The sequence below is a fragment of the Thermodesulfovibrio aggregans genome (assembly GCF_001514535.1).
Classification (GTDB): Bacteria; Nitrospirota; Thermodesulfovibrionia; order Thermodesulfovibrionales; family Thermodesulfovibrionaceae; genus Thermodesulfovibrio; species Thermodesulfovibrio aggregans.
On record NZ_BCNO01000002.1, the window covers coordinates 380,876 to 403,720 of the forward strand.

22 protein-coding genes and 2 CRISPR repeat arrays are annotated in these 22,845 nt (G+C 37.4%); of the genes, 12 read left to right on the forward strand and 10 right to left on the reverse strand.

The features are described 5' to 3' along the window. Position 1 precedes the first annotated feature (1 nt). The 6 genes from pilB to TAGGR_RS08470 are packed head-to-tail and all read right to left on the reverse strand — an operon-like array spanning position 2 to position 5,231. The gene (pilB, locus tag TAGGR_RS08445; protein WP_059176923.1) at positions 2-1,696 is read right to left on the reverse strand and encodes a type IV-A pilus assembly ATPase PilB; all 1,695 of its coding nucleotides are present in this window, start codon (positions 1,694-1,696) and stop codon (positions 2-4) included. Between the two features lie 2 nt (positions 1,697-1,698). Further along, positions 1,699-2,580 carry a methylenetetrahydrofolate reductase gene (locus tag TAGGR_RS08450; protein ID WP_059176924.1) on the reverse strand — a complete coding sequence of 294 codons (882 nt, stop codon included), beginning with the start codon at positions 2,578-2,580 and terminating at the stop codon, positions 1,699-1,701. 2 nt (positions 2,581-2,582) lie between these two features. Beyond that, positions 2,583-3,272, reverse strand: coding sequence for a methylenetetrahydrofolate reductase C-terminal domain-containing protein (locus TAGGR_RS08455; protein ID WP_059176925.1), 690 nt, complete (start codon positions 3,270-3,272; stop codon positions 2,583-2,585). Next, complete coding sequence (folD, locus tag TAGGR_RS08460) at positions 3,269-4,126, reverse strand: bifunctional methylenetetrahydrofolate dehydrogenase/methenyltetrahydrofolate cyclohydrolase FolD (RefSeq protein ID WP_059176926.1); 858 nt, start codon at positions 4,124-4,126, stop codon at positions 3,269-3,271. The genes TAGGR_RS08455 and folD overlap by 4 nt, the downstream gene beginning before the upstream one ends. After that, positions 4,127-4,690, reverse strand: a complete 564-nt coding sequence (gene folE, locus TAGGR_RS08465) for a GTP cyclohydrolase I FolE (protein ID WP_059176927.1) — start codon at positions 4,688-4,690, stop codon at positions 4,127-4,129. Beyond that, positions 4,683-5,231: a 5-formyltetrahydrofolate cyclo-ligase gene (locus TAGGR_RS08470; protein ID WP_059176928.1), complete on the reverse strand. Its 549-nt coding sequence runs from the start codon at positions 5,229-5,231 to the stop codon at positions 4,683-4,685. The genes folE and TAGGR_RS08470 overlap by 8 nt, the downstream gene beginning before the upstream one ends. Before the next feature lie 51 nt (positions 5,232-5,282). Between TAGGR_RS08470 and TAGGR_RS08475 the strand changes: the two genes are divergently transcribed. The 9 genes from TAGGR_RS08475 to TAGGR_RS08515 all read left to right on the forward strand — a co-directional run bounded on the left by TAGGR_RS08475 (position 5,283) and on the right by TAGGR_RS08515 (position 16,288). Beyond that, a complete protein-coding gene (locus TAGGR_RS08475) occupies positions 5,283-6,488 on the forward strand; it encodes an acetylornithine transaminase (RefSeq protein WP_059176929.1) in 1,206 nt (401 codons plus the stop codon). Further along, positions 6,485-7,384: an ornithine carbamoyltransferase gene (gene argF, locus TAGGR_RS08480; RefSeq protein WP_059176930.1), complete on the forward strand. Its 900-nt coding sequence runs from the start codon at positions 6,485-6,487 to the stop codon at positions 7,382-7,384. The genes TAGGR_RS08475 and argF overlap by 4 nt, the downstream gene beginning before the upstream one ends. A gap of 92 nt (positions 7,385-7,476) precedes the next feature. Further along, on the forward strand, positions 7,477-9,243 hold the full coding sequence (locus TAGGR_RS08485) for an L-lactate permease (protein WP_059176931.1): 1,767 nt from the start codon (positions 7,477-7,479) through the stop codon (positions 9,241-9,243). After that, a complete protein-coding gene (locus TAGGR_RS08490) occupies positions 9,240-10,631 on the forward strand; it encodes an FAD-binding oxidoreductase (RefSeq protein ID WP_059176932.1) in 1,392 nt (463 codons plus the stop codon). The genes TAGGR_RS08485 and TAGGR_RS08490 overlap by 4 nt, the downstream gene beginning before the upstream one ends. A 1-nt stretch (position 10,632) precedes the next feature. Continuing rightward, entirely contained in the window at positions 10,633-11,940 is a 1,308-nt protein-coding gene (locus TAGGR_RS08495) for a (Fe-S)-binding protein (protein ID WP_059176933.1), read from the forward strand. Between the two features lies 1 nt (position 11,941). Next, positions 11,942-12,478, forward strand: coding sequence for a LutC/YkgG family protein (locus TAGGR_RS08500; RefSeq protein ID WP_059176934.1), 537 nt, complete (start codon positions 11,942-11,944; stop codon positions 12,476-12,478). A 10-nt stretch (positions 12,479-12,488) separates the two neighbouring features. Beyond that, on the forward strand, positions 12,489-14,609 hold the full coding sequence (ldhH, locus tag TAGGR_RS08505; protein WP_059176935.1) for an L-lactate dehydrogenase (quinone) large subunit LdhH: 2,121 nt from the start codon (positions 12,489-12,491) through the stop codon (positions 14,607-14,609). A gap of 30 nt (positions 14,610-14,639) precedes the next feature. Further along, entirely contained in the window at positions 14,640-15,857 is a 1,218-nt protein-coding gene (locus tag TAGGR_RS08510) for a methyl-accepting chemotaxis protein (protein WP_059176936.1), read from the forward strand. 8 nt (positions 15,858-15,865) lie between these two features. Next, the gene (locus TAGGR_RS08515) at positions 15,866-16,288 is read left to right on the forward strand and encodes a PPC domain-containing DNA-binding protein (RefSeq protein ID WP_059176937.1); all 423 of its coding nucleotides are present in this window, start codon (positions 15,866-15,868) and stop codon (positions 16,286-16,288) included. Here TAGGR_RS08515 and TAGGR_RS08520 read toward each other — a convergent pair. After that, positions 16,285-17,202, reverse strand: coding sequence for a histone deacetylase family protein (locus tag TAGGR_RS08520; RefSeq protein ID WP_059176938.1), 918 nt, complete (start codon positions 17,200-17,202; stop codon positions 16,285-16,287). The two genes, TAGGR_RS08515 and TAGGR_RS08520, sit on opposite strands and share 4 nt — an antisense overlap. A gap of 155 nt (positions 17,203-17,357) precedes the next feature. Here TAGGR_RS08520 and TAGGR_RS08525 point away from each other — a divergent pair, with 155 nt between their 5' ends. The 3 genes from TAGGR_RS08525 to TAGGR_RS08530 all read left to right on the forward strand — a co-directional run bounded on the left by TAGGR_RS08525 (position 17,358) and on the right by TAGGR_RS08530 (position 18,668). Then, positions 17,358-17,903 carry a transposase gene (locus tag TAGGR_RS08525; protein WP_059176939.1) on the forward strand — a complete coding sequence of 182 codons (546 nt, stop codon included), beginning with the start codon at positions 17,358-17,360 and terminating at the stop codon, positions 17,901-17,903. Beyond that, positions 17,828-18,136: a transposase gene (locus TAGGR_RS11195; protein ID WP_082673626.1), complete on the forward strand. Its 309-nt coding sequence runs from the start codon at positions 17,828-17,830 to the stop codon at positions 18,134-18,136. Before TAGGR_RS08525 ends, TAGGR_RS11195 begins: the two co-directional genes overlap by 76 nt. Before the next feature lie 172 nt (positions 18,137-18,308). Beyond that, on the forward strand, positions 18,309-18,668 hold the full coding sequence (locus TAGGR_RS08530) for a hypothetical protein (RefSeq protein WP_059176940.1): 360 nt from the start codon (positions 18,309-18,311) through the stop codon (positions 18,666-18,668). A 127-nt stretch (positions 18,669-18,795) separates the two neighbouring features. On the opposite strand, the gene TAGGR_RS10515 is transcribed toward TAGGR_RS08530, so the two are convergent. The 3 genes from TAGGR_RS10515 to TAGGR_RS10765 all read right to left on the reverse strand — a co-directional run bounded on the left by TAGGR_RS10515 (position 18,796) and on the right by TAGGR_RS10765 (position 20,103). Continuing rightward, a complete protein-coding gene (locus TAGGR_RS10515) occupies positions 18,796-18,999 on the reverse strand; it encodes a hypothetical protein (RefSeq protein ID WP_153000508.1) in 204 nt (67 codons plus the stop codon). A gap of 405 nt (positions 19,000-19,404) precedes the next feature. Beyond that, positions 19,405-19,671 carry a hypothetical protein gene (locus tag TAGGR_RS08535; protein ID WP_059176941.1) on the reverse strand — a complete coding sequence of 89 codons (267 nt, stop codon included), beginning with the start codon at positions 19,669-19,671 and terminating at the stop codon, positions 19,405-19,407. A gap of 177 nt (positions 19,672-19,848) precedes the next feature. Beyond that, entirely contained in the window at positions 19,849-20,103 is a 255-nt protein-coding gene (locus tag TAGGR_RS10765) for a hypothetical protein (protein WP_059176942.1), read from the reverse strand. Between the two features lie 25 nt (positions 20,104-20,128). Next, positions 20,129-21,759: a CRISPR direct-repeat array (repeat unit 30 nt; unit sequence GTTTCAATTCCTCATAGGTAGGCTCGCAAC). Between the two features lie 121 nt (positions 21,760-21,880). Continuing rightward, positions 21,881-22,845: a CRISPR direct-repeat array (repeat unit 30 nt; unit sequence GTTTCAATTCCTCATAGGTAGGCTCGCAAC).

Here is a 22,845-nt window from a genome sequence, read left to right on the forward strand (position 1 = left end):
ATTAGTCCTCAAAGGTTATTCGCATGACTTCATCAATAGAAGTAATTCCCTGCATAACTTTATGGATTCCGCTCTGTCTTAAGGTTATCATACCGAGTTTTAATGCCTCTTTTTTTATCTCTGCTTCAGAAGCACCCGTTAGTATGAGCTCTTTTATCTCATTTTTGATAGGCATTACCTCATAGAGGGCAACTCTTCCTGAATAACCTGTGTTATTACATTGATTGCAACCTTTAGGTCCATAAATTTTAATCTGGTCAATTTTATCCTCTGGAAAGCCAGCTTTAATAAGATAATCTTTCGAATATGATTCTTCTTTTTTACAATGAGGACATAGTTTTCTTACAAGTCTTTGAGCTACAATCAAAATTACAGATGAAGATATCAAAAATGGCTCTATTCCCATGTTTACAAGTCTTGTGATTGTACTTGGTGCATCGTTCGTATGAAGTGTACTTAGGACTAGATGCCCTGTAAGGGCAGCTTTTACGGCAATCTCTGCAGTTTCAAAATCTCTAATCTCACCAACCATTATTATGTCAGGGTCCTGTCTGAGAAATGCTCTGAGTGCAGAAGCAAAGGTAAGCCCAATTTCTTCTTTTACCTGAACCTGATTTATTCCCGGGAAACTGTACTCCACAGGATCTTCAACGGTCATGATGTTAACTTCTGGTTTGTTTAGTTTTAGCAAAGCAGAGTATAGAGTTGTTGTTTTTCCCGAACCCGTAGGTCCTGTTACAAGAATCATTCCATAAGGTTTATTTAGAGCTTCAAGAAAAAAGTCTAATGATCTTTTTTCAAAACCAAGGCGAGTTAAATCAAGCTGTAGTGACCCCTTTTCAAGAATTCTTAAAACAATCTTTTCTCCATGAATGACTGGAAGAGTTGATACTCTGAAGTCAATATCTCTACCTGAGAATTTTAATCTAATTCTTCCATCCTGAGGGAGTCTTCTTTCCGAAATATCAAGGTGTGCCATTATCTTAAATCTTGTCGTTAGTGGACTTTTTATTTTAGGTGAAAGATTTGAAATATTATGAAGTACCCCATCTATTCTGTATCTTACAAAAACGCCTTTTTCATGAGGTTCAATATGAATATCAGATGCTCTCTTTTTTAAGGCATTTATGATAATCTCATTGGCAAGATTTATTATTGGACCTTCTATTTTGACGACAGGTTCTTCCTTTGTCTCAATTTCTTCATCTTTAGTTGCCTCAGCAACAGCAATGTCTAATAAAGTTCCAAGGGTGTCTTCTTCTACTTCTGTATCGAACAGGCTATGAATCAGCTTTGTTAACTCAGAATTTTTTACAAGGTAGATTTGTATATTAAATCCGGATAAAATGGATTTTATATAATTCACATTAGCCACATCAGAGATTGCTACTTTAACAGTGTTTTCTGTTTTGCTGAAAGGAATAAATTTATACTTTACTATAAATTCCTCTGGCGCTAATTTTAAGGCTTTTTTATCTATTAATTCTTCTGTCAGATTTATTACAGGATATTCATATATTTCGCTTAATGCAGAGTAAATTTCATTTTCAGAGACATATCCTAACTTTATAAGAGCTTCACTAATCCTGATTTTTTCTAATTTTTGGACTCTTATGGCATTAAAAAGCTGTTCCTCAGTAATTAAACCTTTCTTTACAAGATAGTCTCCTAAAGAGGTTGTACCAACGAGTCCCATATTTAAATTTTAATGTAATTTAGCAAATTTTTCACTTCTTCCACCTTTGAAAATGCCATTAGATGAATTCCATGGCAGATTTTTTTCTCCATAATATTTAAAATTAATTTTGCTGTAAAATCAATCCCAAACTTTTCTACATCTTCATCATTGAATCCTTCGATTTTGTCTATCAGCCATTTTGGCACACTAACACCTGGCACTTTACTGTTAAGATAATGTAACATTTTTTTACTTCTTATAATAACAACACCTGCAATTACCTTTGTATTAAACCTTTGTGCGTAATCCATAAATTTCTCAAGTTTTTCAATTTCAAATATCATCTGTGTTTGAAAAAACTCTGCACCCATTTTAAGCTTTTGCTCAAATCTTTTTAGTTGAGGTATCAGTGGTTCTGCATTTGGATTTACCACGCCTCCATAAAAAAATTCAGTTTTTCCATTCAATCTATTTCCATTTATGTCTAATCCATTGTTAAGATTATTTATCAATCTAATCAGTATTGAAGAGTCTATGTCATAAACAGGTTTTGCTTCTTTTTGGTCTCCCAAGATTGGATGGTCTCCTGTCATTAAGAGAAGATTTCTTATTCCTAAAGCATGAGCACCAAGAAGATCTGATTGAATACCAATTCTGTTACGGTCTCTGCAGGTCATTTGCAGCACAGGTTCAAAACCTAAATCTAAAGAAATTTTACAGGCGGCAAGAGAGCACATACGCATTTTGCCAGAAGGATTATCAGTAAAGTTTACGGCATCAACTAATGGTTTTAATTCCTTTAATTTATCTATCATCTGATTTATTTCAGGTCCCTTAGGAGGTGTAAGTTCTGCAGTAACTACAAACTCTCCATTAACTAATTTCTTTTTGAGATTGCTCAATTTTATTTCTCCTTTGGATCTTCTGTTTTGGATTTTGAATAGCCTGTAGAGGCTTTAAGCTGTCTTGGTGAATTAGCCTTTGACCAATCCTTTGGACCCAGGATATTTTCATAAAATTTTTCCATAAGTCCTCTTTTTTCCAAAGTTTCATATGCAATTATCCATGCGCACTTTCTCAGAGGATTAACTTCGCATCTGCCTTCTTTGTATCCTCCGCATGGTCCATTGAGCATTGATTTTGGACAGAGAGTTACAACGCACACTCCTGTTATGGCAAGAAAACATTCACCGCAGGCACGACATCTTTCCTCAAATTCTCTGAATCTCCGCATGTTACCAATAAAAAGTGTATCATTTAATGGAATAACTGGTTTTTCTTCAAAAAGTTCTGTAATAGTTTGCGTTCCTGCACCACAGGAAAGAACCATTATGCATTGAGCTTGCTCAATAGCCTCTTTGTATTGAGAGAGTTCTCTTTTAGTTCCAAGAATCTGACAGCCTGTTTTTGCAATCATCCATCCAGTTACTTTTTTATGATTGTCTTCAAGCCATTGTTTTAAATTTAAAATCGCTTCCTCATTACCTGTGCCGCATAAAGTGGCGCATTCGGAACAGCCAATAAGAAAGAATTTATCAAGATTTTCAATATATTTTTCAATCTCTTTTAAATCTTTCCTGTTACTTACAATCACAGCAGTCCTCTCTGAAGCTTTGCCGCATAAATCGTATTTTCCATAAGCATAGCTATTGTCATTGGTCCAACTCCTCCTGGAACAGGTGTAATGTAAGAGGCTTTTTCTTTAACCGCATCAAAATCAACATCTCCTACAACTTTTCCTGAAGCTGTAACATTTATTCCAATGTCAATTACAACAGCACCTTCCTTTACCATTGAAGCCTTGATAAAACGCTCTTTGCCTATGGCAACACATAAAATATCAGCTTTTTTTGTTATCTCCTGAATCTCTTTTGTTTTACTGTGGCAGATTGTAACCGTGGCGTTTCTTCTTAATAGAATTAAAGAAAGAGGTTTCCCTACAATAATACTTCTTCCAATTACAACAGCATTTTTCCCTTCAAGAGTAATTTTATATTCATCAATCATTCTTAAAACGCCTTTTGGTGTGCACGGAATAAACAGTGGATTATCAATCAAAAGTCTTCCAAGACAGTATGGAGTAAAACCATCTACATCTTTAAATGGATCTATTTTTTGTAAAACTCTCTGCTCAGCTAAATGTCTTGGAAGTGGTAATTGAACGAGTATTCCATTTACCTTAGGATTTTCATTTAATTCATTGATGATATTAGTTAAAACTGATTCATTTGTATTTTCAGGAAGTTTGTAAACCTGGCTTTCAATCCCAAGTTCATTGCAGGCTTTTTCCTTATAAGAAACATATTTTTGACTTGCCTTATTTTCCCCAACAAGCAAAACAGCAAGACATGGCTTAATGCCTTTATTTTTCAGTTCAGATACCTCATTTTTTAGTTCCTCTTTAATCTTATTTGCAAGCATTTTGCCATCAATAATTACTGCGCTCATTTATTTATCCTTATTTATCAATTCTAATGCTTCCTGTCTGGTTGTCTGACTTTTTCTAAAAATACCTCTTACTGCAGAGGTAATTGTTTTTACACCTGGTTTTTTTATCCCTCTCATACTCATGCATAAATGCTCTGCTTCAATAACTACCATGCATCCCTTTGGTTTTATCTTTTCCACTATCAAGTCCGCCAGTTGTTTGGTAAGTCTTTCCTGAACTTGGGGTCTTTTTGCTAGATAATCAAGAGCACGAGGAAGCTCACTTAATCCAACTATTCTGCCATCGGGAATATAGGCAATATGTGCATTTCCAAAAAAAGGTAAAAAGTGGTGTTCACAAACAGAATAAAATGGTATATTTCTTAGAAGAACCATCTCGTCGTGAGTTTCTCCCTCAATGCATTTGAGCAACTCCTCCTCAGGAGGTTCAAGTCCTTTAAAAATTTCCTCATACATTCTTGCAATACGATCAGGAGTTTCAACAAGTCCTTCTCTTTCAGGATTTTCTCCAATTCCCTCAATAATAAGTCTTACACCTTTTTTAATCTTTTCTCTGTCAAACACAGTTTATCACCCTTTCATCAGTTATTATAAAATCAACCTTTATATCATGGTTTTCTATAGGTATCTCATCTAAAATTTGCTCTTCATAGGCTAATCCAACTGACAATCCTTTTTTGTTGGCAAGAAGCCTATCATAAAACCCACCACCATATCCAATTCTAAAACATTTTTTATCAAAAGCTAATCCGGGCACTGCAATAACCTCAATCTCATCAAGTTCAGCTTTCTTAGCGTTAAAGGGTTCAAGGATTGATTTATATCCTTTTGCCAGTTGAGAGATATCTTTTACCCAGTAAACTTCTAAAGTTTTTTCCTTTACCTTTGGAAAAGCTGTTTTTATTGAGAGTTTTTTACATTGTTCAAAAATTCTCCATGTATCAACCTCACTTCCAAAGGAGGCATATAGAAGCACTGTTTTTATATGCCTTTGTTTCATGAAATCAATGAATTTTAAAGCAATTTTTTCATCCTTTCTAATTTTTATCTCCTGTTCAATTTTATTCCTCATTTCAAGCATTTTTTTTCTAATTTCTTTTTTCATTAATCTAAAATTATACCATTAACAGGCTTTTTTATGGTATTATAAAGCTTTATGGAAGCAAAAGAGGTCATAGAACTCAGTGAAAAATATTTAATCCCAACTTATAAAAGATTTCCTGTTGTTTTGAGAAAGGGTAGGGGTGTAAGAGTATGGGACATTAATGGAAAGGAATATATAGATTGTCTTGCAGGTATTGCGGTAAATGTGCTTGGACATTGTCCAAGAAAAGTGGTATTAGAAGTGCAAAAACAGGTGCAGAGATTGATTCATGTATCAAATCTTTACTATACAGAGCCTCAGGTAAAACTCGCTAAAATTTTAATTGAAAACTCATTTGCAGATAGAGTTTTTTTCTGTAATTCCGGGACAGAAGCAAATGAAGGTGCGTTGAAACTCTCAAGAATATACATGAAAAATAAATTTGGTGAGCAACGCCATGAATTTATCGCAGCAGAAAACTCATTTCACGGAAGAAGTTTCGGAAGTCTCTCGGTTACAGGGCAGGAAAAGTATCATCATGGCTTTGAACCATTGCTTCCAGGGGTAAAGTTTGTTCCCTTTAATGATGTAGAAGCCATAGAAAAGGCAATTACAGATAAGACCTGTGCTGTAATTCTTGAACCAATTCAGGCAGAGGGCGGAGTTAACATTCCTGATAAAAACTATCTTAAAGAGGTTCGTGAAATCTGCGACAAATATAAGATTCTTCTTATCTTGGATGAAGTTCAGACAGGAATTGGAAGGACTGGCAAACTTTTTGCCTATGAGCACTTTGGAATTGAACCGGACATTATGACGCTTGCAAAAGGTCTTGGTGGAGGACTTCCAATTGGAGCAATTCTTACAAAGGAAGAAATTGCTCAGGCATTTGCCCCAAAAACTCATGCTTCCACATTTGGTGGAAATCCTGTTGCCTGTGCAGCTGCAGTGGCAACTCTTGAGACAATTCTTGAAGATGGTTATCTTCTTGACTACTGCCAGAGAATTTCAAAGTATTTTATGAAAAAGCTTAATGGCTTGAAGGAAAAATATCCAGAAATAATTAAAGAAATAAGAGGTATAGGACTTTTAATTGGCATAGAGCTTACAGACAGTGGAGTCCCGATTGTTGAAAAATGTCTGGAAAAGGGACTTTTAATAGGACTTGCAGGAGATGGCTCTGTGATAAGATTTACTCCACCTTTGATAATTGAAAAGGACGATGTGGATGAGGCAGTCTCTATTTTTGATAAAGCACTTAAGGAGGCTATAAAGTGAAGCGAGACTATCTCAGAGTGCTTGATTTAAGTAAAGATGAATTTATCTCACTTATAAATAGAGCAATTGAGTTTAAATCAAATAAAGATTTTTCAAAGTGTCCTCTCATTGGTAAAAGCATTGGTATGATTTTTGAAAAACCTTCAACAAGAACAAGAGTTTCCTTTGAAGTGGCAATTTATCAGTTAGGAGCACATCCCCTATGTTTAAGTTCAAAGGAACTTCAGCTTTCAAGGGGAGAAACAATAAAAGATACTGCTCAGGTGCTTTCAAGATATCTTGATGGCATTGTAATCAGAACTTTTTCTCATGCAATAGTTGAAGAGTTTGCAAAATACTCTACAGTCCCTGTTATAAATGCTTTGACTGATGAACACCATCCCTGTCAGGCACTGGCAGATATGATGACAATTCTGGAGAAAAAGGGTAGACTTGAGGGAATAAAACTTGCTTATGTTGGTGATGGAAACAATGTGGCGAACTCTTTAATTGAAGCAAGCACTTTAACAGGAGTTAAAATTCATGTGGCAACGCCTGAAGGATATGAGCCTTCAGAAGAAGTAATTGAAAAAGCAAAAACTCATACTGAAGTAAAACTCTTTAACAATCCAGAAGAGGCAGTTAAAGAGGCAGATGTAATTTATACAGATGTATGGCTAAGCATGGGTGAAGAGGAAAACGTTGAAAAGAAAAGAAAATTGAAAGATTTTCAGGTAAACAGTCAACTTCTGAAGAGAGCAAAGTCTGATGCAATAGTGATGCACTGTCTGCCAGCTCACAGAGGAGAAGAAATAACCGATGAAGTGATTGACGGACCTCAGAGCGTTGTATTAGAGCAGGCAGAAAACAGACTTCATACTTCAAAGGCAATTCTTGAGTTTCTTCTTGCCTTGTAGGAATTTTCCTACAAGCATGTAGGATTTTTCTGATTTACAATACCCTGCAAATTGTGGATAATTTATTAAAAACTTTTCAAGGAGGTTAAACTATGCCCTGGAAAATGGACATCAATCCATTGGGTAGCCTTGCCTTAAGTGCTCTGGTTGCGGCAGTGCCTATTCTTTATCTTTTCTGGGCACTTGCCTACAAAAGAATGAAAGGGCACTGGGCAGCAATTTCAGCGGTAGCTATTGCTGTTTTAATCTCTATTGTTGCCTATGGAATGCCGGTGAATCTTTCTTTATTCTCAATTTTTAATGGTTTTCTTTTTGGTCTGTGGCCCGTTTGCTGGATTGTTGTTACAGCAGTTTATATTTACAATCTTTCTGTTGAAACAAAGCAGTTTGAGATTATCAAAAACTCTCTTGCTGCAATCTCTGATGACAGAAGAGTTCAGGCAGTAATTATTGCTTATTCTTTCGGTGCATTCCTTGAAGGAGCTGCAGGATTTGGAACACCTGTTGCAATTTCTGCAGCAATGCTTGCCGGATTGGGATTCAATCCTATTTATGCTGCAGGTATCTGTCTTATTGCAAATACGGCACCTGTTGCCTTCGGTGCAATTGGAATTCCTATTGTTGTCGGCTCAGCAGTCTCTGGCGTTGATATGATGGCAATGAGTAAGATGGTTGGAAGACAACTTCCATTTTTCAGCATAATAGTCCCATTTTATATGGCTGTTGTTATGGCTGGATGGAAAAAAGCTGTTGAAATCTGGCCCATTCTTTTAGTAAGTGGAGGTTCTTTTGCGTTAACACAATTTTTAGTTTCAAACTATATTGGTCCTTACCTGCCAGATATACTTTCAGCAATTGTATCAATTATTGCAACAGTAGTATTTGCTAAAATATGGCATCCAAAGGAATCGTGGACCTTTGAACATGAGGCAGCGGCAACGGGAAAGGCAAAGCTTGAATATACTGCTGGTCAGGTATTCAGAGCTTGGGCACCATTTATACTTCTTTCAATTTTCGTTGCTGCATGGGGTATAAAGCCAGTTAAAGCTTATCTTGACCAGATAGCCACTTTTAAATTCCCTATCACAGGGCTTGACAAGGAAGTAATTGATCATCTTGGAAAACCAAAAGCCGCAGTTTATGCTTTTAACATACTCTCTGCAGCTGGAACAGCAATACTCTTTGCAGGAATACTCTCAATTCCTGTAATGGGAGCATCAATTGGAACTGCTCTCAGAGTTGCAGGGAAAACCCTAAATCAGCTTAAATGGCCTATTGTAACAATTGGAACAATTCTTGGATTTGCCTATCTTTATAATTTCTCAGGAATGGCTATTACACTTGGTTATGCCTTTGCATCAACTGGTGTAATTTTCCCATTCTTTGCAGCATTTCTTGGCTGGCTTGGTGTTTTCATGACCGGTTCAGATACGTCTTCCAATGCTTTGTTTGGAAAGCTTCAGGAAGTTACAGCCCGTCAGATTGGAATAGACCCTGTGCTAACTGTTGCAACAAACTCTTCCGGTGGAGTTTTTGGTAAAATGATTTCTCCCCAGTCTATCGCAGTAGCAACTGCAGCAACAGGTTATGTCGGACATGAAGGTGATATCTTCAGATTTACTCTTAAACACTCCATAATACTTACTTTCCTCATGGGTGTATTGGCAATGCTTCAGGCGTATGTATTTACATGGATGATACCACAATGGGAGCAGGTTGTCCAGGCAGCTGCACAGGCAGCAAAACCTGCAGCAGCAACTCCTTCTACAGAGGGACTTAACTATCTAATAATAACTTTTGCAGTATCCATATTTATAGTCATTCTATCAAGAGTAGTAGGTAGGGGAGCTATAAGATGATTGATAAAACTTTTATAGATAAGTGTAAGAATATTTTTGGACCTGAAAATGTTCTTACTGATAAGGCTGAACTTATCTCATATAGTTATGATGCCACCCCCGGGATTCCTCGGGAAATTCCCGGGGTGGTTGTTTTTCCTGAAAATACAAAACAGGTGCAGGAACTTGTCATTCTTGCAAGACAAACAAAAACACCAATTTATCCAAGAGGTGCTGGAACTTCTTTAAGCGGAGGTCCTGTTCCTCTAAGCAAAGGTGTTGTCATAGGTTTTCAGCGAATGAACAGGATTATTGAGATAGATCCGGACAATCTTACAGCTACAGTTCAACCGGGTGTGGTTGTGGCAGAGCTGAACAATGCTGTGGCAAAATACGGACTTCTTTATCCACCAGATCCTGGTTCAATGGCAACAGCTACAGTTGGAGGCACAGTAGCCGAGAATGCAGGTGGACTGAGAGGATTAAAGTATGGCGTCACTAAGCATTACATAATGGGAATGGAAGTTGTAATGCCTACCGGTGAGATATTCAGATTTGGTGGAAAAACAGTAAAGAATGTAACTGCCTATGATTTTACCCATCTGTTTGTTGGTTCTGAGGGAACACTTGGTATTGTAACAGAGATAATTTGTAAGCTAATTCCAGCTCCAAAATATCGTAAATCAATGATAGCGTTCTTCAGTAAACTTGAAGACGCAGGTAAAACCGTTACAGATATTGTTCGCAATCATGTAATCCCCGCCACTCTTGAAATAATGGATAAGGTTACCATTCAGACAGTAGAAAACTATGCAAAAGTAGGACTTCCAACTGATGTAGAAGCTCTCTTACTCATAGAAGTTGATGGGATGGGGCAGGATTCTGTATTGTGGGAAGCTGAAAAATGCGTTGAAATAATAAAACAAAATAACGGAACATACAAAATCGCAGAAACTGATGCTGAAAGAGACTCTCTATGGGCAGCTCGAAGAGCAGCACTTCCTGCGCTTGCTCAGGTAAAACCTGCAACAATACTTGAAGATGCTACAGTTCCAAGAACAAAGCTTGTAGATATGCTTGTTGCAGTGCAGAATATTGCAAAAAAATACAACCTCATGATTGGCACTTTTGGACATGCCGGTGACGGAAACCTTCATCCCACACTTCTTGTTGACCCAATGAATAAAGAAGAAATGGAAAGAGTACATAAAGCAGTAGATGAAATTTTTGAAGTGGCACTTTCTCTTGGTGGAACACTTTCTGGAGAGCACGGAATTGGTGTGGCAAAGCTCAAGTATCTTAAAAATGAAATCGGACGCTCAGGGATTGAAACTATGCGCAGAATCAAGCAAGCCCTTGACCCTGACAACATACTCAATCCTGGTAAACTCGTTCCTATGGAGGACTAAAATGCCTGCTACTGCAGCAAAAACAGTATTTGATGATGTGGAAACTCTCAAACGAGAGTTGATAAGATGCATGAAATGCGGAAACTGTATGTCCGCATGTCCAATTTACAATGTTGAAAAAAAAGAGTCCTCTGTTGCTCGCGGAAAAATTGCACTTGGAGAAGCTATTCTTGATGATAAAATTAACATAGATGATGAAATTCTTGTAAAACTTATCTTTAACTGTCTTGTATGTAAATCGTGCATGATGGCATGTCCATCTGGAGTTCGTTTTGACAGAATCATTCTCGGACTTAGAGCTGCCATTGCAAGAAAAAAGGGTATTCCTTTTGTTAAAAAGGCACTTTTTGGATTGCTGAAAAATCCAGAGCTTTTTGACAAGGGAATGAAAGCCTTTGCTGCCATGCAGGGATTTTTTCTTACAAAAGAAGGAGAGAAAGCCCGTGCACCCAGAGGATTTTTGAGACAGTTTGGGAAAAGATTTGATAAAGACTTTGTTTTACCGGAACTAAGTAAGGAAAGCTTCAGGGATAGAGTTTCTGAAGTTATAGATGTAGAGAATTCTCAGGCAACTGCAGTATTCTTTACAGGTTGCTCTGTTAACTATTTTTATCCTGATGTGGGAGAAGATTTACTCTTTGTTTTAAGGAAAAACAAAGTTAAATCAATTACTCCAAAGCAACAGAACTGCTGTGGAATGCCTGTTATGGTTCATGGAGACATTGAAACAGCAAGGGAACTTGCAAAGAAAAATCTTGACATATTTGAAAAAACTGCTGGACAATACATTGTAACAGTCTGTGGTTCCTGTGGAAGCGCTTTAAAGCATGAATACCCGATTATTCTTGAGGGAACAGAATATGAAGAAAAAGCAAAAAAATGGGCTGAAAGAGTTTATGATATATCAACATTTCTGCTTAAAGTTATCAAATTTGAGCCACCAAAGGGAAAGGTTGAGCTAAAAGTTACCTATCACGATTCCTGTCATCTTAAAAAATCAATGAAAGTATTTAATGAACCAAGACAGTTGCTCAAAATGATTCCTGGAGTTACTCTTGTTGAGATGAAAAAACCCGACGCATGCTGTGGTAGTGGAGGAAGTTATCACTTGACTCATGCAGATACAGCCTTGAAAATTGCAAAAGCTAAAGTAGAGGATATAAAGGCAACAGGAGCAGATGCTGTATGCACAGGCTGTCCTGCCTGCATGATGGAGCTTTTTGAGGGATTGCACAGATGGCAGGGAGACTGTAAAGTCTTGCACACAGTTAATCTACTTGCACAAGCATATAAAAAAGAGGAGGGATAAAGTGTTTGATCTTTTCAAGCAAAAAGCAGAGGCAATAAATGCAGAAGTTCACAAATTTAGCAGTAAAGCAGAGGCTCTTGATTTCATAAAGGATTTCATAAAACAGAATACTCCGAATAAGATTTCAAAGGGAGTTGTATGGTGTGATTCCGAGTTCCTTGAAGGAGTTGATAAAGATACATTACAAAAAGAACTGCCCCAGATTGAATTTAATATAGATCTCAATTCAGCAGCATCAGCAAAGATTGGGATAAATCAGGTGGATTTTGGAGTGGCAGAGACAGGAAGCCTTGTTGAAATATCAGAGAATATCTCAAAGAGGCTCTGTTCCACATTACCTGAAATTCATATAGCAGTACTTCCAATGAGAAAAATTCTACCTGATATGGAATCATTGTTTAGACAAATAGAAATCAATAAAATTCCTTACATGACAGTAATAAGCGGACCTAGCAGAACCGCTGACATAGAAAGAGTTCTTACAATCGGAGTACACGGACCTGAAAGGGTTATTATCCTTTGTGTTGATAACTTTTAGGAGGTCATAGATGATTAGAGAAGAGATAAAAAAGGCTTTATCAAATGCAAATTTAGGAGGGGCATTAACGAGGTTTTCAGAAGCCTATGCTGTAAGTAGAGCCCGAGCCTATGAAGGACTTGATTTTGAACAGCTAAGAGAAAAAATAGCCTCTGCAAAAGCCTATGTTGCTGAGCATCTTGATGAAGTTGTGCAGACATTTATAAAGGCAGCTCAGGCAAATGGAGCAAAGGTTTTCTACACAAAAAGCCCTGATGAAGTGAGAAACTACATAATTGAACTGGCAAAGAAAAACAATGTAAAAAGCATTGTTAAATCAAAATCAATGGCAACAGAGGAGATACATTTAAATAAATATCTCAAAGAACAGGGAATTGAGGTAGATGAAACAGACCTTGGTGAATGGATAATTCAGCTTGCCGGGCAGAGACCTTCTCACATGGTACTTCCTGCAATACATCTTACAAGGTACGATGTTTCTGAGGTTTTTACTAAAAAAGTTGAACCTGTTGAGCCAGATATTGCCCAGATGGTTAAATTTGCTAGAAAACATTTGAGAAGAAAATTTCTTGCTGCCGATATGGGTATTACAGGAGCAAATATAGCTATTGCAGAAACAGGAACACTCGTTATATTCACCAATGAAGGCAATGCCCGTTTGACAATGGCTTTACCTAAAATTCATGTTGCTGTTGTAGGAGTTGAAAAGCTCGTTGCTAAAGTTGAAGATATATTCCCAATTATAAAAGCTCTTCCAAGAAGTGCAACAGCCCAGCTGATAACAAGTTACATATCTTTTGTAACAAGACCCTATATACACATAGATGGCTCACAAAAGGAGTTTCATATAATACTTTTTGACAATAACCGCAGTGCCATAGCAAAAGACCCTGTTTTCAAACAAACTCTACAATGCATACGTTGCGCTTCATGCCTCAATGTATGTCCTGTATTCAGGCTCATTGGTGGACATGTATTTGGAAAAGTCTATACAGGCGGGATTGGAACGATTCTTACTGCATGGACAGAAGGACTTAAGGCATCTAAAGATATTCAGGGTCTTTGCATTCAATGTGGAAACTGCGTAAAAGTCTGCCCGGGTAAGATAAACATTCCTGAACTTATTCTTGAAATAAGGAAAAGACTTGCAAAAGAAGAAGGATTAAGCTTTACAACAAAGGCAATTTACTCTGTTGTTAACAATAGAAAACTATTTCATTCAATACTCAGGGCAGCATCAAAGCTTCAGAAACCCTTTGAAAAGAGTGGATTTATAAGACATCTACCCTTCTTCTTGTCTGAGTTAACTCAGGAAAGAAGTTTGCCTGCAATTGCTGATGTTCCATTTAGAGATAGATTTAAAAAGATTGAGCAACCCAGATCTCAAAAGAAAGCAGTATTTTTTGCAGGTTGCCTTATTGATTTCGCCTATCCTGAAATTGGAGAAGCTCTTGTTAAACTGCTTAATGCTGCAGGCATAGAGGTAGTATTTCCAGAGGAACAGACCTGTTGTGGTGCACCTGCAAGATACTCAGGTGTGATGGATGTGGCAGCAAACAACTCAAAACAAAATGTAGAGGCACTTTTAAGTATGGATGCAGATTATGTTGTATCTGCCTGTCCAACATGTACTGTGGCACTAAAGAAGCAGTTTATTAAAGATCTGAAAGAGCAAAACTACGGTGAAGAAATAATTAAAAAAGCGGAAAAACTTTCAGAGAAAGTAAAGGATGCCTCTGAACTCATAAATAGTCTAATCAAGGAAGGTAAGATAAAATTTAAAGAATCACCAGAAATAACATTTACCTATCATGACCCCTGTCATTTAATCAGAAGTCTCAACATATCTCAGGAGCCGAGAGAAAGCCTTCTCACTGCAGGGCTTAAACTTGTTGAAATGTTTGAATCCGATACATGCTGTGGAATGGGTGGAAGTTATTCATTGAAATTCCCTGAAATATCAGGAACAATACTCAGAAGAAAGCTTGAAAACATTAAAAAAACTGAAGCTAAACTTGTATGCACAGACTGTCCTGGCTGCGTAATGCAGATAAGAGGAGGTGTTGATAAAGAAGGTCTTCAGATAGAGGTAAAACACTCCTTGGAAGTACTTGCAGAAAGAATCAAATAATAGATTCATTACGTAGCGTGAGGAGGGATAATGTTCAGAAACCTGACTATTGGTAAAAAACTTGGGATAGGATTTGGAATCATTATTTTTTTTCTTATTTTAATTGCTATATTAGGTGTTTTTGCTTTTGTTCAAACACAATCATTAAAAGATGAAGAAATTTCAGTCCCAATAAAAACCGTTTGCCTTTTAATTACAGCAATAGCAATTTTTGCAATATTAATTGGGTTTCCACTTGCTATTTTTATTTTTAAATCTATCAGAAAATCAGCTATTGAACTTAAATCAGTTCTTGGCACTCTTAACAAAGGAGATTTTACAGTGGATATTAATGTATACTGCAGAGATGAACTTGGTGAAGCCTGCCAGATTTTACAGGATATTATTCTAAAACGAAGGAAGTTCTTTGCAGAATCAAAAAGAATATCAGAAGCTCTTGCATTATCTTCAGAACAGCTTTCTGCAACAACAGAGGAAATATCAAGAAATCTTAAATTACAGACAGAGCGTGCCAGTCAGATTGCCTCTGCTGCAGAGGAAATGAGTCAGACTGTTGTTGACATAGCAAAGAATGCATCAAACATTGCAGAAGTATCTGTCACAACCGCCAATGTAGCAAAAGAAGGAAGAGACATGACAATGAACACAGCTAATGAGATAAAAGTTATAGAGGGTGCCATACAGAAACTTTCAGAGGTGATAAATGTCTTGGGTGACCGTTCCCGTCAGATTGGCGAGATTGTAACAGTGATAAAAGACATTGCAGACCAGACAAATCTTTTGGCATTGAATGCTGCGATTGAGGCAGCTCGAGCAGGTGAACAGGGAAGAGGCTTTGCAGTTGTAGCAGATGAAGTTCGCAGACTTGCGGAGCGAACAGCCAAAGCAACAGATGAGATAGCAGAGATGATAAGGGGGATACAGACAGAGGTAGATGTGGCAGAAGGTTCTATGGAAGATGCAACAAAGAAGGTGGCAAGTGGAGTTGAGCTTAGCAACAAATCAGCTGAGATACTCGGGCAGATATTTAGCAAGGCACAGGAACTTCAGGGTATGATACAGCAAATTGCATCAGCAACAGAGGAAATGAGCTCAGTTACAGACCATATTACACAGGATATTGGAAGCATTGCAGAAGGAATAAAAGAGATTACAATTACTGTAGAGCAGACAGCAAAGGCAGCAGCTGATATAGAAAAGCTTGGGAAAGACTTGAATATAGCAATAGGTATCCATAAAGCTAAATAGGAGGAAATATGAATAAAACTTTTTCTGTAAAAAGAATAATTCAGGGCAGACTTTTCAAAGGTGATGAAATCGTATCAACAATTACAAAGTTTTTAAAAGAAAATTCAATAACTTCCGGGCTAATTAGCGGAATAGGAGCTGTAAAAAAAGCCAAAATTGGTTATTATAACCAAAGCGAAAAGAAGTACATTTCTCAGGAATTTAATGAACCAATGGAAATACTCTCACTAAAAGGCAACATCTCAATAAAAGATGGTGAACCTTTCCTGCATCTACACATTGTTCTTTCAAAGGAAGACTTTACATGCATTGGAGGACATCTTTATGAGGCAGAGGTTTTTGCTTTTGAGTTTGAGATTGTTGAATTTGAAGGTAATTCATTCCAACGGGGATTTGATGAAGACACAGGACTGTTTCTATGGAAAAACTAACTTAGCATCTCTTCGAGAGTGACTTTGACACATTCTGAAAGAGACTGAAGATTATAGCCACCTTCAAGAACAAATATCTTGGGTGCATAGGAAGACCTGAGAATGCTTCTAATTATACTTCTTACTCCTTCGGTTGTAACATTTATATAGCTCATGGGATCATCTTTATGCATGTCATAGCCTGCTGATACAAGTATTAGTTCAGGCTTTGTCTCTCTTATTTTCTGTGGCAGTATATCCTGAAAAACTGTCAAATATTCTTTTGTGCCTGAACCGGACCTTAAAGGTACATTGTAAGTACATCCTTCTCCTGCACCCCTTCCTATTTCAAGTTCTCTACCTGTGCCAGGATAAAAAGGAAATTGATGGGAACTAAAGTAAAAAACAGAGCAGTCATCTTCAAATATATGCTGAGTTCCATTACCATGATGAACATCAATGTCAACTATAAAAATCTTTTTAATTCCCTTTGTCTTTGCATAGGCTGCACCAACAGCAACATTGTTAAAAATACAAAATCCCATTGCACTATCTATCTCAGCATGATGACCCGGGGGTCTTACTGCACAGAAGGCACCTTCAAAATCTTTATTTAAAACTCCATCAATAGCATCAAGAACAGCACCTACTGCATAGCAGGCAACTTCATAAGTATGTTCACAAAGATATGTGTCAGGGTCTAAATAGCCGGGAAGAGATTTTTTTATTTTTTCAATATAGTGAGGTTCGTGAACCAAAGCCAATTCTTTCTCTGTTGCTTTTCTTGGTTTGATATGAATCAGTTTATCCCAAAGTTCTTCTTTTTTCAGATTGTTGACTATGGCAATAAGTCTTTCTTTTGATTCAGGATGGTCTGCAGGAGTATCATGTTTTAAGAAGATGTCATCGTATATGAAAGCAATTTTTTTATTCATAAATAATGATATATGCTTATCTTTATGAAAGTCAAGAATAACACTATTAAAGGTAGTGTAAAATTTTTTATGTGTAAAATTGACAGAGCAATAAAAGAGGGTGTATCCTCCATTAATTTAACCAAAAATCAAACAAAGAAAGGAGGAATACACCCATGAAAGAAAAACCTTTAACTAATTTAAGATTACCAGATTTATGGAAAGAATTCAACAGTAATTTTAATGAATCCTTCTGGGAAGAATTTGAACAAAAAATGAAGTTAATGAAGAAAAAGTTTATTGAATTAGCATTACAAGAGGAGATAACAGCACTTACAGGGGCTCAAAAATATGAAAGAACCCCAGAGAGAGTTTACCGTAGGAATGGATACTGGAAGAGATACATAATCCTGAAAGATGGAAAACTTCAGATTAACATGCCCAGACTAAGAGAGACAGGTTTTCAAAGTAAGATAATTCCCAGATACATAAGAAGGCAAAGCCAGATAGATGAGATACTAAAGCAGATATTTATTTATGGAGCATCAACACGACTTACAGCTAAAGCCTTAAAACCACTTATTGGAGAAGTATCAGCTCAAACAATATCAAACATAGCAAAAAGTCTTGATGAGGATGTAAAGAAATTTCATCGAAGAGAAATTTTCAGTTATGGGAGAGCAAGTGGGGCAGACTTTATCCTAAAGCAGCAGAGTGTATAAGGAAGAACTGGGAGCAATTGACAGCTTTTTACAAGACACCTAAGGCATTATGGAAGAAGTTAAGGACAACAAACATAATAGAGAGGGCATTTAGGGAAGTAAGGCGAAGAACGAGAACTATGAGTTGTTTTAATAATGTTGAAAGTATTGAAAGAATAGTTTTTGCAGTGATAAGCCATTTAAACGAAAAATGGAGGAATACACCTATTTATGAATTTACACAAAGTTATTGACATTACCACTATTAAAAATAGGCTTAAGACTGAAATTAAGCCGGTCTTTTAAAATGTGTTTAGTAAAGATGATAAAATAGTGGTAAGCGGTAATGATGTTCTTGCAAAAAAAGCTTTTACAGATTAGACCAAGAGAAGAGCTTTGAACAAAAAATAAAAGGGGATAAAAGAGATGGGATCATCAAAATCAAATGAATACGAAGAGCTGCTTAGAGACTGGGAGCGGGCCATAGACCCAGAAGAAGACATGGATTATGCGTTTTTTTATCATACTGCACCAGCCTGGCTCGTAGTTAGGGATAGGATTCATGAGCTTGGGCTTGATGAGGACGAAAGAGTGAAAGAGCTGGATAAAAAGGCTATCATAAATGCTATAAAAAGTGATGCTGATATGCCCCATCAGAGGGATTATGAAGACCTCAAAAGGTGGTGGTGGCATTTTGAGAAGATTGCTGACGGAAGTTACCCAGCTGAGCTTCTTCCTGAGCATTTGAGAGAGGTCTATGTAAAAGCCCTTAGAGGCGATTTTTGATGAGATTGATTATTTTATTTTGTATTTCCATATTTGTTGCGAGGGAACATGAAATCAGTGCACTGGTAAGAGTGACAAATGCGAGACTCATTACAGGCAGAAGCACTTGATAGGTATTTATAACAATTTATGGAAGATACCTAAGTCTTTCTTTGAGAAGTTTTTTAAGCCTTTTTCTTTCTCTATGTTTTTTAATGTACTTTTGCAAAGCAGATTTGCCAAAGAAGTAAATAAAAAAACACGCTGTAATTATTGGTATTATGATTAATACCAATCCACCAATTACGTACCCGACTAAAATGCTCAGTAACATAACGATAATAAAGGGCATCTTTAAGAATAACATAATTTAAACACAGTTGCCATACAACTTGAGCCTTTAATTTTTCAAATATTAGTTAGCACTCTCAAAATCTTGGACTTTGAATTTCTCGAAATAAAGCCCTCGACTCCAATGGCGGCATGGATTCGGAAAATTGATGTCATGAGAATTGATGTCATGAGAATTGATGTCCTGAGACTATTAGTACTTGAGATTTGAGAGTTTTTTAGCTTTAAATTTTTTATCAGTGATTTTGATTTTTTATTGTCACTCAACGGTCTTAGCAAACTCTATCTTGATATTTGAAGTTTACATTTTGTGTTTTCAGAGTGTTGCAAAATCTTCTAAAATGTGATTCTAAAAGGTGGGCTATAGAATGTCGCTTAGTATTTTGCAGGCTCTATCAATTTCAGCTTAATGTTCATCACTTGGAATTATATCGCCAAAGTAATCTCTAACTATTGCTTGGCGTTCAGCTCTTTCATCGAATGCCTTTTTAAGATATCTCTTTGCTCTGATATAACCCTTCCTTCCCATGAATAAATAAAAAAGATCAAGAGTTGCAGTTTTGGCAGGATTCTTTAGTCGAGAGAGAATTTCAAAATATTCTTCTTTCGTATCACTTCTTGCCTCCTCTGGTGTGGGATCGTAATCAAATATGGTTTTAATTTCTCCAGTCACCTTATTTTGCTCTTTGATTTTTTGCCTTTTTTTCGCTTTTATTTTATGACATAAATTTTTTAAGCTCCTATCAATTGCTTCTGGATTTTTCCGTTCAATTAAGCTCGCTTGGCTTTTATTTTTTAGTATATTAGTTCTTAATTACTCACAGGAAAGCTTGCCTGAAAAATTTTTAACTTATAAGTATTCCTCAAACTTAATCCCCCTATCCCCAGGGTAGGAGTTTTTGTGGTCATTTTTATCTGACCATATCTCATCAGGAATCTCATCAAAAGCATCGCATCTTTTGATGTCATAGAATGTCCACGCTTCTTCATCAAAATACTTGCATTCAAAACATGGCGGTTCATAAAAATGAGTAAAAAGAAACATTAAGCGCTTGGACTGAAAATAATCCCCATCCACAAATGTTCCTGGATCTGGTCTTGGCATTTTTTAAGCCTCCTTTAAATAGGCTATTTTCAATCCTCATAGGTAGGCTCGCAACGGGTGCAATGGCAGAAGGGGGTCGTAGATTAGCAGGTTTCAATTCCTCATAGGTAGGCTCGCAACGTGAACCCGAACATTGGCTCTCGCTTCGCCTGTGACCCGTTTCAATTCCTCATAGGTAGGCTCGCAACCAAGAGTGTTGCCTTTTTTTGTTTTCATTACTCTTTGTTTCAATTCCTCATAGGTAGGCTCGCAACTGCAGAGCATGCAGTCATAGAAGGGAAACCCAGATTGGTTTCAATTCCTCATAGGTAGGCTCGCAACTGATTAGAACCAGTTAAAGTATTACTTGAAGTTTGATGTTTCAATTCCTCATAGGTAGGCTCGCAACGTTATTATTTTTTTCATTTTACCCCCACTATAATTGCGTTTCAATTCCTCATAGGTAGGCTCGCAACAAAAACCCTGGAACAACCCCATTTTGCGTTATCAAATGTTTCAATTCCTCATAGGTAGGCTCGCAACGCCGATTATCCCAGTTTTGCCTTCAGGTATAAAGCGTTTCAATTCCTCATAGGTAGGCTCGCAACTGTTTCTATTATTACGCGCCTGATGTAATTGATGTTCCGTTTCAATTCCTCATAGGTAGGCTCGCAACTGCTAACCTATCAGAAAGCCAATATTCAGTGCAATAGTTTCAATTCCTCATAGGTAGGCTCGCAACTCAAAAATATACCCAAAAGCACCAACGGAACAAAAAAGTTTCAATTCCTCATAGGTAGGCTCGCAACCATCATATCGTTGATGCAAAAATGAACGCTTGCAGTTCGGTTTCAATTCCTCATAGGTAGGCTCGCAACTTGTTCAGGATTGAGCATAAGCTTTTTGGTGATGAGTGTTTCAATTCCTCATAGGTAGGCTCGCAACTTATTACTTTATTTATAATATCAAGAAGTTTTTTATTGTTTCAATTCCTCATAGGTAGGCTCGCAACGCAAATAACGGCTGGACCCCAGAAAGAAGTCCAGCCAGTTTCAATTCCTCATAGGTAGGCTCGCAACTTCTTAAGAACATCAACTTTATATAGACCCTGCTTGGTTTCAATTCCTCATAGGTAGGCTCGCAACCCCACTACAATCGCAGTAATATGAATCACTAGAATAAGTTTCAATTCCTCATAGGTAGGCTCGCAACTTTACCATTTATATCGCAAAAATATGTTTTAGATAAGTTTCAATTCCTCATAGGTAGGCTCGCAACGTTGGTTGAGGATGCGATAGGTGGTGCGGAGTTGGAGTTTCAATTCCTCATAGGTAGGCTCGCAACCTGTATGTATATCTGATGAGTGTTATTTTTATGTGTGTTTCAATTCCTCATAGGTAGGCTCGCAACTTATATATACTGCATACAGCGAAGCAAACTGAAAAAGTTTCAATTCCTCATAGGTAGGCTCGCAACAAGTAATTCTTGAGGTTTTTCAGACCCCCCTTCAAGGTTTCAATTCCTCATAGGTAGGCTCGCAACGAGAAAGCTATGGAAGTGTTGGAGGAGTTTTTTGGGGTTTCAATTCCTCATAGGTAGGCTCGCAACTTTAAATTCAACAGGTGCATACTGATACGCTTCTTTGTGTTTCAATTCCTCATAGGTAGGCTCGCAACTTAAAATGTGGTATAGTGGTATAATATATATAAGCAACAGGCCAGGCTGGCTGAACCTTCTGCTGTTAAAGCGGAAGATGAGTTCATGGAGGTTGCCATCTCCACTGTTGCTTTTTTTATCTGTTTCAATTCCTCATAGGTAGGCTCGCAACCGAGTCTTTGAGCTTCAAAATCCTCAAGCATCTCATGTTTCAATTCCTCATAGGTAGGCTCGCAACTTGAGAACATTGCCGAGCTTTTCATCTCTTTCTGCGTTTCAATTCCTCATAGGTAGGCTCGCAACTCGTGCAAAACAGTATATTTCTCGGGCTGGTGGTAAAGTGAGTTTCAATTCCTCATAGGTAGGCTCGCAACATAGCGATTGTTCTGGGAAATCTTCTATGGGATGGTGGTTTCAATTCCTCATAGGTAGGCTCGCAACAGAACTTTATGCGTTCAAATAATTATAAGAGGGTTAGTTTCAATTCCTCATAGGTAGGCTCGCAACTTCCTGCCTGCTCATCAGCCTCGTCATTGCTGCCAGTTTCAATTCCTCATAGGTAGGCTCGCAACTTTTCTGGTAAGTTGAGTAAAAATGGTGACTGTTATTGGTTTCAATTCCTCATAGGTAGGCTCGCAACTCCACAATGGAACTATGTCTGGTTTTGGTTCAAGGTGTTTCAATTCCTCATAGGTAGGCTCGCAACCTATCCAATATGCACAAAAGTTATGCAATGGATTTCGGTTTCAATTCCTCATAGGTAGGCTCGCAACAATGCCAATTTACAGTTCCTTCTACTCCAATATGAGGTTTCAATTCCTCATAGGTAGGCTCGCAACTAATACCTTTTTTTCTAAGCTGTCTGCATATCTTAAATGTTTCAATTCCTCATAGGTAGGCTCGCAACCCCCTATACTTGTATCCGTTCTCCCCGTATCTACAAGTTTCAATTCCTCATAGGTAGGCTCGCAACAAATGAAGGCTTACCAGAATTTGTTTTAGAGTTCTTGTTTCAATTCCTCATAGGTAGGCTCGCAACTGGCTTAACTCTGGATCAGGTTCGGTTTTATGCCCGGGGTTTCAATTCCTCATAGGTAGGCTCGCAAC

Bases quoted from the DNA above. Each gene is read 5' to 3' on its own strand.
- TAGGR_RS08530 (WP_059176940.1), top strand. From the start codon at position 18,309: ATGGGATCATCAAAATCAAATGAATACGAAGAGCTGCTTAGAGACTGG.
- TAGGR_RS08515 (WP_059176937.1), top strand. From the start codon at position 15,866: ATGAATAAAACTTTTTCTGTAAAAAGAATAATTCAGGGCAGACTTTTC.
- TAGGR_RS08525 (WP_059176939.1), top strand. From the start codon at position 17,358: ATGAAAGAAAAACCTTTAACTAATTTAAGATTACCAGATTTATGGAAA.
- TAGGR_RS08475 (WP_059176929.1), top strand. From the start codon at position 5,283: ATGGAAGCAAAAGAGGTCATAGAACTCAGTGAAAAATATTTAATCCCA.
- TAGGR_RS10765 (WP_059176942.1), bottom strand. From the start codon at position 20,103: ATGCCAAGACCAGATCCAGGAACATTTGTGGATGGGGATTATTTTCAG.
- TAGGR_RS08470 (WP_059176928.1), bottom strand. From the start codon at position 5,231: ATGAAAAAAGAAATTAGAAAAAAAATGCTTGAAATGAGGAATAAAATT.
- TAGGR_RS08520 (WP_059176938.1), bottom strand. From the start codon at position 17,202: ATGAATAAAAAAATTGCTTTCATATACGATGACATCTTCTTAAAACAT.
- folD (WP_059176926.1), bottom strand. From the start codon at position 4,126: ATGAGCGCAGTAATTATTGATGGCAAAATGCTTGCAAATAAGATTAAA.
- TAGGR_RS10515 (WP_153000508.1), bottom strand. From the start codon at position 18,999: ATGCCCTTTATTATCGTTATGTTACTGAGCATTTTAGTCGGGTACGTA.
- TAGGR_RS08510 (WP_059176936.1), top strand. From the start codon at position 14,640: ATGTTCAGAAACCTGACTATTGGTAAAAAACTTGGGATAGGATTTGGA.
- TAGGR_RS08490 (WP_059176932.1), top strand. From the start codon at position 9,240: ATGATTGATAAAACTTTTATAGATAAGTGTAAGAATATTTTTGGACCT.
- TAGGR_RS08495 (WP_059176933.1), top strand. From the start codon at position 10,633: ATGCCTGCTACTGCAGCAAAAACAGTATTTGATGATGTGGAAACTCTC.
- ldhH (WP_059176935.1), top strand. From the start codon at position 12,489: ATGATTAGAGAAGAGATAAAAAAGGCTTTATCAAATGCAAATTTAGGA.
- TAGGR_RS08485 (WP_059176931.1), top strand. From the start codon at position 7,477: ATGCCCTGGAAAATGGACATCAATCCATTGGGTAGCCTTGCCTTAAGT.
- pilB (WP_059176923.1), bottom strand. From the start codon at position 1,696: ATGGGACTCGTTGGTACAACCTCTTTAGGAGACTATCTTGTAAAGAAA.